Below are 9179 nucleotides of genomic sequence, written 5' to 3'. Positions count from 1 at the left end.
TAGCCATGCGCATGCTGGGCTCGATGCCGGTGCGCGTGCTGGACGACCGGTACCGGGCGGAGGCCCTCGCGATCCTGGACGCCGACCCCGTGTCCAACGTGTTCGTCAGCTCGCGCGTGCACGCCGCGGGGCTCGACCCGCGGCGCCTCGGCGCACAGATGTGGGGCTACCTGCGCGACGGGCGGCTCGTCTCGCTGTGCTACTCGGGCGCCAACCTGATCCCGGTCGCGGCCGGTCCGGAGGCGGTCCGCGCGTTCGCCGAGCGGGCGCAGGCGCAGGGCAGGCGCTGCTCGTCCATCGTCGGCCCCGTCGACGCGGTCGGCGAGCTGTGGGAGATCCTCGCGCCGTACTGGGGGCCGCCGCGGGCCGTCCGCGCGTCCCAGCCGGTGATGGCCACCTCGGCCGTCCCCGACGCGCCCGCCGACCCGCGCGTCCGGCGCGTCCGGATGGAGGAGTTCGACATCGTCTACCCCGCCTGCGTGGCGATGTTCACCGAAGAGGTCGGGGTGTCGCCCAACTCCGGCGACGGCGGCGTCCTCTACCGCGCCCGCGTCGCCGAACTGATCCGCGACGGCCGCGCGTTCGCCCGCATCGAGGACGGCCGCGTCATGTTCAAGGCCGAGATCGGCGCCGTGACCCCGCGCGCCTGCCAGGTGCAGGGCGTGTGGGTGCCGCCCGACCTGCGCGGCCGGGGCCTGTCGGTGGCCGGGATGTCCGCGGTGGTGCGGGAGGCGCTGCGCAGCGTCGCGCCGACCGTCTCGCTGTACGTCAATGACTACAACACGCGGGCGCGGGCCGCCTACCGCCGGGTCGGGTTCGGCGAACTCGGTTCCTTCATGTCGATCCTCTTCTGAGCCGCGCCCGGCTTGTCGCTGCGTGCCCGATCTGCCCCGGTACCTGAATTGATCTTGCCCGCCGGGTACCATCCCGCCGTGGAGTTCGCCGGGGCACTGCGGCAGGCCGTCCAGGCGAGCGGGCTGACCCTGGAACGGATCCGCCACCGGCTCGGGCGGCGGGGCCTGACCGTCAGCGTCGCCACGCTCAGCTACTGGCAGCGGGGCCGCAGCCGGCCGCGCTCGCGCACCGTGGTCGCCGCGCTGGAGGAGATCCTCCAGGTGCCCGCGGGCACCCTCACCGAACTGCTGGACGACCCCGCGCCCACCGCGGTGCCCGCGCGGGCGGCGGCCGGACGCGGCGGGCCCCCCGGCGGGCCCGGCCCGGGAGACCGCGGCCGCACCGCGCGCGACCTGTGGCCCGACCCCGAGCGCTACGCAGGCCTCGTCGGGCAGCTCGACCGGTCCGGCGACCACCGGCTGGAGCGGCTCAGCATCCACGACGTCTACCGGCTGGACGAGGCGCGCCGCTCCTGGACGCTGTCGGTCCGCACCGTACTGCGCGCGGCGGGCGACGACATCGACCGCGTCGTCTGCGTCCACCAGACGGCCGCCGGGCACGAGGACGGCCGGGCGGGCGGCGGCGCGGCGGCCCTCGCCGGCGTGCGGTACTGCCGGCCGGGACGCGTCCGCGCCGAGGGCGGCCTGATGGCGTTCGAGCTGGTCTTCGACCGGGTGCTGGCGGCGGGGGACACGGCGGTCGTCGAGTACGAGCTGGGGCCGGCCGGGGAGCCGCCGTCCGACAGCTACGACCGGCGCTTCCCCCATCCCGTCCGCGACTACGTGGCGATCATCCAGTTCGACGGCGGCCGGCTCCCCGCCCGCTGCTACGGGTTCACCGCCGAGAGCTCGCACGCGCCCCGGCGGCGGCTCGGCGAGCTGTGGGTCGGCACGTCCGGCAGCGCGAACATCGCCGCCGGCTCCGTCCGGCGCGGCATCGTCGGCATCGAATGGGAGTGGCACTAGCTTTTGGACCACTGGTTGTAACACGCTGCCTGTTGGCAACGGGGGCCATGAGCCTTACAGTGAGCGCGGAAGCAGCAATTGCGGGAGTCAAGGCCGTTGTACGGGGGCCGGCCGGAGCGGATCCGGAGGCCACAGGTGCAGAGTGTCGCAGAGGACGATCTCCTACAAGTCCTCCAGTACGGTCCGTTCAACGTCGCCCTGCACGCCGCCATCCAGGCGCGCGGCCTCAGCCTCGACTCGCTGCGCCGCCGGCTGGAGGAGCAGGGCATCGCCGTCAGCCTGTCGACGCTGAGCTACTGGCAGCGCGGCCGGACCCGGCCCGAGCGCGCCGACTCGCTGCGCGCCGTCCGCGGCCTGGAGGTCATCCTCGAACTGCCGCGCCACTCCCTGCTGACGCTGCTCAGGCCGACGACCGAGCGGACCGCCGGGCCGTGGCTGCCGGTCGAGGAGCTGTGCCCCGAGCCGGGCGTCCGCGACCTGCTGGACGAGATCGGCGACCGCGGCGAACGGCTGCTCACCGGGCTCAGCCTGCACGACCAGTACGTCATCGGCCGCCGCCGGGAGCTGCGCGAGGTCCGCTGCCGGGCGGTGTTCCAGGCGCAGCAGCGCGGCGTGGACCGCTGGATCGCCGTCTACCACCACCCGCAGGGCGTCCTGCCGTCGTCGCGGACGGTGCGCGGCTGCCGGTTCGGCCGGGTCCGGATGGACGAGGCGAGCGGCCTCATCGCCGCCGAGCTGCTGTTCGACCGGGCCCTCGGCCGCGGCGAGACGTACCTGCTGGAGTACGGCTTCGGGTTCGACGAGACGGGCCCGCCCATCACCGAGGAGGGCCGCGGCTTCCGCACCCCGCAGCACGAGTTCCTCATCGAGGTGCGGTTCCACCCGTCCGCGCTGCCCGCCCGCTGCCACCGGACGTGGCGCCCCGACGGCCACACCGCGCTGAAGGACTCCGCGGACCTGCGCCTGTCCAGCTACCACAGCGTCCACTTCATCGAGTTCGGCATGGCCGCCGGCTACCACGGCATCCGCTGGGAGTGGGACTAGAGGACGAGCAGGCGCAGCAGCCGCTCCAGCTCGGCGGCCGGGTCGGCGGTCAGGCCGGCGTGCACCGGGCCGGGCTGGACGATCGTGCTGCGCGGCGCCGTCAGCCACCGGAACCGCCGGCCCGGCGACTCGTCCGCGGCCTGCCCGGCGCGCTCGCCGCCGCAGCACACCGCGTCCACGCCCTTGAGGGAGGCCCGGACGCCCTCCAGGTCGAGCGAGGGGTCCAGCGCGAGCAGGCGGCGCTCGTCCAGGTGCGTCCGGCAGCCGAGGTAGTCGAGCGCCCGGCAGTACACGACGACGCCGACGTTCATCGACTCGCCCCGCTCGACGCGCGGCACGATCCGCAGCGCCGCGTACTCGAACACGGTCGGCTCACCGGCCGTCCTGATGTTGCTCATGCCGGACCACCGAGCCAGTCGGGCCGGTTCTGGCCGCGCCGCGCCGGCGCGTCCGGCGTGCGGCCGCCCACGTCCAGGTCGGGCAGCCAGTCGCGCGGCTTGCCGGCGCGCGGGAGCAGGATGCCGACGTAGGCGTCGCGGAGCTCCTGCGGCCCGGCGAAACCGGGCTCGCCCTCCAGCCAGCGGTCGGGCACGAGCCCGGTCACCTCGCGCAGCAGCGCCTCGGTGATCTTCGGCGCGAGGTCGGCCTCGGCGGCCTCCAGGCGGGTCGCGTACGGGGTCAGCACGTGGTCGTCGACGTCGTACGGGCCGGAGAACAGCCGGGCCGCGTTCGTCCACGCGTGGTGGAAGATGAGGCTCGCGCCGTGGTCGATCAGCCACACGTCGCCGTGCCAGACGAGCATGTTCGGGTTGCGCCAGCTGCGGTCGACGTTGCCGATGAACGCGTCGAACCACAGCACCCGGGACGCGAAGTCCGGGTCGGGGCTCCAGCCCAGCGGGTCGAAGCCGAGCGAGCCCGGCAGGAAGTCGACGCCGAGGTTCCAGCCGGGGCTGGCCTTGAGGAGGTCCTGGACGTCGGGGTCGGGCTCGTGCCGGCCGATGGCCGGGTCCAGGTCGATGAGCACCTGGTCGGGCACGCGGAAGCCGAGCCGGCGGGCCAGCTCGCCCGCGACCACCTCGGCGATCAGCGCCTTGCGCCCCTGCCCGGCACCGTGGAACTTCATGACGTAGGTGCCGAGGTCGTCGGCCTCGACGACGCCCGGGAGGGAGCCGCCCTCGCGGAGCGGCGTCACGTATCGGATGGCCGTCACATGTGGCAACACGCCGCAACGCTACCGGGTGGGGGAGCGCGCGGGATAATCGATGACATGGGCGTTGAGCTGCTCGACCTATCGGTGCCGATCATCACGGGCATGCCGGTCTATCCGGGCGACCCCGAGGTGGAGGCGGTCCCCGCCCTCACGGCCGCGGAGTCCGGCGTGAACGTCCTGCGGCTGCACATGGGGTCGCAGACCGGCACGCACGTGGACGCGCCGTTCCACATCGACGACGCCCTGCCGCGCCTGGACGAGCTGCCCCTGAGCCGCTTCACCGGCCCGGCCGTGGTCATGGACGTCCGCGGCCTGCCGCCCCGCGCGCCGATCCCGCCGGACGCGGTGCCGCGCGGCCTCGGACCCGGCGACGTCCTGCTCATCGCGACGGGCTGGTCGGAGCACTGGGGGACGGACCGCTACCTGGCCCACCCGTACCCGGCCCCCGAGACGGCCGAGGCGATCGTCGCCGCCGGCGTCCGGACGGTCGGCGTCGACGCCCTCAGCGTGGACCGCACCCCGCCGCCCGGCGCGGACGACTTCTCCCTGGCCGCGCACCGCGTCCTCTGCGGGGCGGGCGCGGTCATCGCCGAGAACCTGACCGGCCTCGGCCGCGTCGTCGACGCGCAGGAAGGCGGCTGCGCGATCGAGGTCTCGCTGTTCCCGATCGCCCTGGCCGGCGCGGACGGCGCTCCCGTCCGCGCCGTGGCCCGCGTGGACGACCGCGCCATTCTGGTCTGAACCCCCGGACGCCGGTCCGGGACGGCACATACTGATGGCCGGACGACGGAGGGACGGGTGCCGTGCGGGTTCAGTGGGCGACCGACCAGGGAAGCGACGAGCGGCTCAACGAGGACTTCGTGGCGGCGGCGCCGGGCGCCGTCGTCGTGCTCGACGGATGCGGGCTGCCCCTCGGCACCGACCTCGGCTGCCGGCACGGGACCGCCTGGTACTCGCGGTCGCTCGGCACCCGCCTGCTGGCGCGGATGCTGGACGGCCTCGGCCCGCCGGCCGCCCCGCCGGTCGGCCCGCCCGAGGGGGCGCACCGCCCGGCCGGCCGCCCGCTGGTGGCGCGGCTCGCCGGAGCGATCGCGGACGTGGCCGCGGCGCACGCGGGCACCTGCGACCTGCGCGCGCCCACGACGCCGGCGGCGACCGTCCTCGCCCTGCGGCTGCGCGGCGACCTGGTCGACTACCTGGTGCTGGCCGACTCGACCGTGCTGCTGGCCGGCCCCGGCGGCGTGTGCGAGATCACGGGCGGACCGTACTACGCGGCGGCCGACCCGGCGGTGGCGGAGGCGGCGCTCACCGGCACCGTGCCGGCCGCCGAGCTGGACCGCGCGCTGCTGCTCACCGACGGGGCGACGCGGCTCGCCGACATGTTCGGGGTGACCGACTGGGCCGGGCTGGCGGCGCTGGCCGTGGACCCGGGCCCCGCCGGCCTGATCGAGCGGACGCGCGAGATCGAGCGCGGCGACCCGCGGGCCGTCCGCTGGCCGCGCGCCAAGGTGCACGACGACGCGACCGTGGCGGTGTGCTCCTTCGGCCGGTGAGCTAGCGGATCATCCGGAAGCAGAAGAAGGTCGGGAAGCGGTAGTACTGGCCCTTGCCCGCCTTCACCGCGCCGAGGATGATGAACGTCCACCCGGCGATCAGCAGCTCCAGGTACGGCAGGACCAGCAGTATGAGGATCGCCGGCGCGTCCAGGAGGATCGCCGGCGGGACGCACACCGCCACCACGGCGAGCACGTGGATCAGCAGGGTGAGCTGCTGGTTCATCGACTGCGCCGCGTGGAACCGGGTGAACGGCGAGGTGTTCTTCTTCACCAGGTAGATGATCAGCGCCGGCAGGAAGCCGATCAGGACGTTCCCGAGGTAGGCGAAGATCGCCCACGTCGTCTCCTCCTGGGGGCCCTGCCGGGGCACGCCGTAGGGCACTCCCGGCGGGCCGTACCCCCACGCCGGGTCGTACCCGCCGGGCGGCTGCCCGTAGGGCTGCGAATACGGGGGCGGCTGCTGTCCGGGCGGCGGGGGCTGGTCCGTCACGTGTCGTCCTCGCGGTCTTCGGTCCGGCTCTGGGAGATACCGCAGGAATCTATCTGAACCGGACTCGCCGCCGCGGGTTTCGCCGGTGCTCGCTGAGCGGGACCCGGTGTCCCGGGCGGCTGCCCACCTCTTCTAGAATTTCGTTCGAGTCAGGGGCGGCGTGCCGGGGGCGCCGCCGCGAGGAGGCGGAATGAGCACGATCCCGATGGAACGGCCCGAACTGGGGGACGACGAGGCGGCGGCCCTCACCGGCCTCGCCGCCCGCGTCCGCGAGCTGGCCGAGGCCACCGTGCTCACCGCGGTCGGCACCGCCGAGGCCGCGGCCGTCGCCGCCGAGATCGAGGCGCTGACCGCGCGGCTCTCCGCCGGGCGCCGGGACGCGCCGCCGTTCGTCCCGTCCGGCGAGCGGCGGATGGACCGGCAGATCGGCAACCCCGTCACCGGCGCGCTCAACCCCCTCGCGCCGCCCGTCCGGCTGAGGGTCAGCTCGGACGGCATCGTCCGCGGCGAGTTCACGCTGAGCTCCGTCTACGAGGGGCCGCCGTCGTACGTGCACGGCGGCGTGTCCGCGATGGTGCTCGACCAGGTGCTCGGCATGGCGGCCGCCGCGTCCGGCACGCCCGGCATGACCGCGACCCTGGAGACGCGCTACCGGCGCCCGACCCCGCTCGGCGTCCCGCTCTCGGTGGAGGCGAAGGCGAGCCGGGTGGAGGGACGCAAGGTCTACGCGTCCGGCACGATCTGCGGGCCGGACGGCCGCGTCACGGTGGAGGCCACCGCGATGTTCATCATGCCGCAGCGGTTCGTCGAGCACTCCTGACCGTCCCGCGGCGCACGCCGCCGCCCTCGCGGCCGGATGCGGGCGGGTCAGTCGACCGGGATCGACAGCGAGACCGTGCCGCGCATGTCGAGCCACACGGTGTCCCGGCCGCGCACGAGCCGCAGCACGACGTGGTCGCATCCCGGGCAGCGGGCCACGAAGCCGGGCGCGCGGCCGTACACGCGCAGCTCGGCGACCGGCCCGGTGCGCCCGCAGTGGGCGCAGCGGCTGCCGGCGGCGGTCACGTCGACCGCGAAGACCTCCGCGAGCGGGCCCGCGATGGCGTTGCCGTCGGTGAAGTCGTCGCGCCGGTCGTCAGAGATCGCCATGTCATCCTCCGCTGGGGCCGAAGCGTTCCGTCCGGACCTTCCCCGGCGCGTGGCCGAGCAGGACCAGGTAGGCGGCGGCCCTCTCGACGAAGCCGGTCGGCCCGCACACGTAGCAGGCCGGCTCGAAGCCCGCGGGCCAGCCGTGCCGGACGAGGTCGTCCGGGGTGAGCCGGCCCGGCGGGCGCCCCCGTCCGTCCGGTGCGCGCCGGGTGTAGAGGTGGGTGACGTCGAGGCCCGGCGAATCGCGGCCCAGCTCGCTCGCGTAGAGCCGGTCGTCCGGGCTCCGCACGGAGTACACGAGCCGGAACGGCACCCTGCTCCCGCCCTCCCGCCGGGTACGGACCATGGACATCAGCGGGACGATGCCGGAGCCGCCCGCCACCAGCAGGACCGGTTCGGACTGTTCGGGACGCCACACGAACCAGCCGCCCACCGGCCCGCGGAACTCCACCCGGTCGCCCGGCATCATGTCGTCGGTCAGGTACGGAGACACCTCCCCGTCCTCCACGCGCTGCACCGTCAGCTCGACGCGCTCCCCGCCGGACGCGGACGCGATCGAGTAGCTGCGCTGCGTGCTGTAGCCGTCCTCGGCGGTGAGCCGCACGTCGACGTGCTGGCCCGCCAGGTGGCCGGGCCATCCGGGCACGGCGAAGACCAGCGTGGCGGCCGTCGCGGACTCGGCGCGCCGCTCCAGCAGTTCGGCGGCGTGCCAGCGCAGCCGGCCGCCTAGTCGCCCTGGTACCGCTGCTCCCGCCATGGGTCTCCGTAGTCGTGGTAGCCGGCGCTCTCCCAGAACCCCGGTTCGTCGTCGGCCTGGAGCCGGATGCCGCGCACCCATTTCGCCGACTTCCAGAAGTAGAGGTGCGGGACGAGGAGCCGGGCCGGGCCGCCGTGCTCGGGAGGGAGTTCCCCGCCGTCGTACCCGTAGGCGATCCACGCCTTGCCGTCGAGCAGATCCTCAAGCGGGAGATTCGTTGTGTAGCCGCCGTAGGAGTGGACGAGCGTGAAGTCGGCCGTGCTCTCCACGTCTTCGAAAAGTACGTCCAAAGAAACGCCCTGCCACTCCGTCTCGAATTTTGACCACTTCGTCACGCAATGCAGGTCGACGGTCGGCGTCTCGGCTGGCAGCGCTCTCAGGTCGGCCCAGCTCCAGCGGTGTTCGGCGCCGCTCTCGGTGCTGATGGTGAACTCCCACTCGTCCAGCGGGACGTGCGGAGTGGGGCCCGCCGAGAGCACCGGGAAATCGAACGTCTCGTACTGGCCGGGCGGCAGTTCGTGGTCGCCGGAGGGACGCCGTCCGCGGAATCCCCGAGAAATGATTGGCATGCCCTTGTCCTTCCCCGGGTGCGCTCAGTATTCGTAGACCTTCACGGTCGGCGCGTGCTCGTACCACGACGCGATGACGGACGAGGTGTGCCGGTCGTCGAGGAAGTCGACCCGGAGCCAGCCCTCGGCCTGCGTCACGCGCGTCTCGTAGCCGGGGTTCGGCGTCGCGGAGACGAGCCTGACCCGGTCCTTCTCGATCGACATCGCGGCGCGCCCGCCCCGGGTCGAGTAACTGCGCACGTTGTCGGGCGTCTTCGGGGTCTTCTCCGGCTTGTCCGGGCTCTCGGGCGGAGGCTGCGCGGGCTTGGACGGCTTCGGCGCCTTGTCCGCGCTGTCCGGCGGGCTCGGCGGCGAGGCCGGCGGACCGGACGTCGCCGGGCCGGGCGGCGTCGCGGGGCTGGAGTGGATGACGGGCCCGGCGATCGGCGGCGGCGTCGACCGCTCCGACACCGCGCTGCGCACGACGTCGCGCACCCCGAGCCACGAGAAGGCCACCGCGAGCGCGGTCACCCCCGCCCACGGGGCAACATACGACATTGCGCGAC

13 protein-coding genes are annotated in these 9179 nt (G+C 74.2%); 6 read left to right on the top strand and 7 right to left on the bottom strand.

Annotation, left to right across the window (positions count from 1 at the left end):
• Positions 1-11: 11 nt before the first annotated feature.
• The 3 genes from SM611_RS10860 (at position 12) to SM611_RS10850 (ending at position 2903) form a co-directional block, all read left to right on the top strand.
• Positions 12-854 carry a GNAT family N-acetyltransferase gene (locus tag SM611_RS10860; protein WP_371949487.1) on the top strand — a complete coding sequence of 281 codons (843 nt, stop codon included), beginning with the start codon at positions 12-14 and terminating at the stop codon, positions 852-854.
• Between the two features lie 78 nt (positions 855-932).
• Positions 933-1859 (top strand): helix-turn-helix domain-containing protein, encoded by a 927-nt coding sequence (locus tag SM611_RS10855; protein WP_371949203.1) that lies wholly within the window; start codon positions 933-935, stop codon positions 1857-1859.
• A 135-nt stretch (positions 1860-1994) separates the two neighbouring features.
• Positions 1995-2903 carry a hypothetical protein gene (locus SM611_RS10850; protein WP_371949202.1) on the top strand — a complete coding sequence of 303 codons (909 nt, stop codon included), beginning with the start codon at positions 1995-1997 and terminating at the stop codon, positions 2901-2903.
• Here SM611_RS10850 and SM611_RS10845 read toward each other — a convergent pair.
• Positions 2900-3301, bottom strand: coding sequence for a DUF3037 domain-containing protein (locus SM611_RS10845; RefSeq protein WP_371949200.1), 402 nt, complete (start codon positions 3299-3301; stop codon positions 2900-2902). The genes SM611_RS10850 and SM611_RS10845 overlap by 4 nt on opposite strands.
• Positions 3298-4125, bottom strand: a complete 828-nt coding sequence (locus SM611_RS10840; RefSeq protein WP_371949199.1) for a HipA family kinase — start codon at positions 4123-4125, stop codon at positions 3298-3300. Before SM611_RS10840 ends, SM611_RS10845 begins: the two co-directional genes overlap by 4 nt.
• 45 nt (positions 4126-4170) lie before the next feature.
• Between SM611_RS10840 and SM611_RS10835 the strand changes: the two genes are divergently transcribed.
• Both SM611_RS10835 and SM611_RS10830 read left to right on the top strand, forming a co-directional pair.
• The gene (locus SM611_RS10835) at positions 4171-4854 is read left to right on the top strand and encodes a cyclase family protein (RefSeq protein ID WP_371949197.1); all 684 of its coding nucleotides are present in this window, start codon (positions 4171-4173) and stop codon (positions 4852-4854) included.
• A 62-nt stretch (positions 4855-4916) separates the two neighbouring features.
• Positions 4917-5666, top strand: coding sequence for a hypothetical protein (locus tag SM611_RS10830; RefSeq protein WP_371949196.1), 750 nt, complete (start codon positions 4917-4919; stop codon positions 5664-5666).
• A gap of 1 nt (position 5667) precedes the next feature.
• Here SM611_RS10830 and SM611_RS10825 read toward each other — a convergent pair whose 3' ends face one another.
• On the bottom strand, positions 5668-6159 hold the full coding sequence (locus SM611_RS10825) for a DUF4870 domain-containing protein (protein WP_371949195.1): 492 nt from the start codon (positions 6157-6159) through the stop codon (positions 5668-5670).
• A 190-nt stretch (positions 6160-6349) separates the two neighbouring features.
• On the opposite strand from SM611_RS10825, the gene SM611_RS10820 reads away from it, so the two are divergent.
• Positions 6350-6979 carry a PaaI family thioesterase gene (locus tag SM611_RS10820; protein ID WP_371949194.1) on the top strand — a complete coding sequence of 210 codons (630 nt, stop codon included), beginning with the start codon at positions 6350-6352 and terminating at the stop codon, positions 6977-6979.
• A 47-nt stretch (positions 6980-7026) separates the two neighbouring features.
• Here the strand turns inward: SM611_RS10820 and SM611_RS10815 are convergent, their stop codons facing one another.
• From SM611_RS10815 to SM611_RS10800, 4 genes are read right to left on the bottom strand one after another with little or no spacing between them, the layout of a single operon-like run.
• Entirely contained in the window at positions 7027-7308 is a 282-nt protein-coding gene (locus SM611_RS10815) for a DUF6510 family protein (protein ID WP_371949193.1), read from the bottom strand.
• A gap of 1 nt (position 7309) precedes the next feature.
• Positions 7310-8065 carry a ferredoxin reductase gene (locus SM611_RS10810; RefSeq protein WP_371949191.1) on the bottom strand — a complete coding sequence of 252 codons (756 nt, stop codon included), beginning with the start codon at positions 8063-8065 and terminating at the stop codon, positions 7310-7312.
• A complete protein-coding gene (locus tag SM611_RS10805) occupies positions 8035-8634 on the bottom strand; it encodes a sulfite oxidase-like oxidoreductase (RefSeq protein WP_371949190.1) in 600 nt (199 codons plus the stop codon). The genes SM611_RS10810 and SM611_RS10805 overlap by 31 nt, the downstream gene beginning before the upstream one ends.
• 24 nt (positions 8635-8658) lie before the next feature.
• Positions 8659-9171, bottom strand: coding sequence for a hypothetical protein (locus SM611_RS10800; RefSeq protein WP_371949189.1), 513 nt, complete (start codon positions 9169-9171; stop codon positions 8659-8661).
• Positions 9172-9179 lie beyond the last annotated feature (8 nt).

The sequence above is a fragment of the Actinomadura monticuli genome, from assembly GCF_041463655.1.
GTDB classification, from domain to species: domain Bacteria; phylum Actinomycetota; class Actinomycetes; order Streptosporangiales; family Streptosporangiaceae; genus Spirillospora; species Spirillospora monticuli.
Note: the sequence above shows the minus strand (reverse complement) of the source record. Positions and strands in the feature narration are given on the sequence as shown.

Coding starts and splice junctions, on each gene's coding strand:
- SM611_RS10860 (WP_371949487.1), top strand. CDS start 12: ATGCTGGGCTCGATGCCGGTGCGCGTGCTGGACGACCGGTACCGGGCG.
- SM611_RS10845 (WP_371949200.1), bottom strand. CDS start 3,301: ATGAGCAACATCAGGACGGCCGGTGAGCCGACCGTGTTCGAGTACGCG.
- SM611_RS10835 (WP_371949197.1), top strand. CDS start 4,171: ATGGGCGTTGAGCTGCTCGACCTATCGGTGCCGATCATCACGGGCATG.
- SM611_RS10820 (WP_371949194.1), top strand. CDS start 6,350: ATGAGCACGATCCCGATGGAACGGCCCGAACTGGGGGACGACGAGGCG.
- SM611_RS10815 (WP_371949193.1), bottom strand. CDS start 7,308: ATGGCGATCTCTGACGACCGGCGCGACGACTTCACCGACGGCAACGCC.
- SM611_RS10810 (WP_371949191.1), bottom strand. CDS start 8,065: ATGGCGGGAGCAGCGGTACCAGGGCGACTAGGCGGCCGGCTGCGCTGG.
- SM611_RS10805 (WP_371949190.1), bottom strand. CDS start 8,634: ATGCCAATCATTTCTCGGGGATTCCGCGGACGGCGTCCCTCCGGCGAC.
- SM611_RS10800 (WP_371949189.1), bottom strand. CDS start 9,171: ATGTCGTATGTTGCCCCGTGGGCGGGGGTGACCGCGCTCGCGGTGGCC.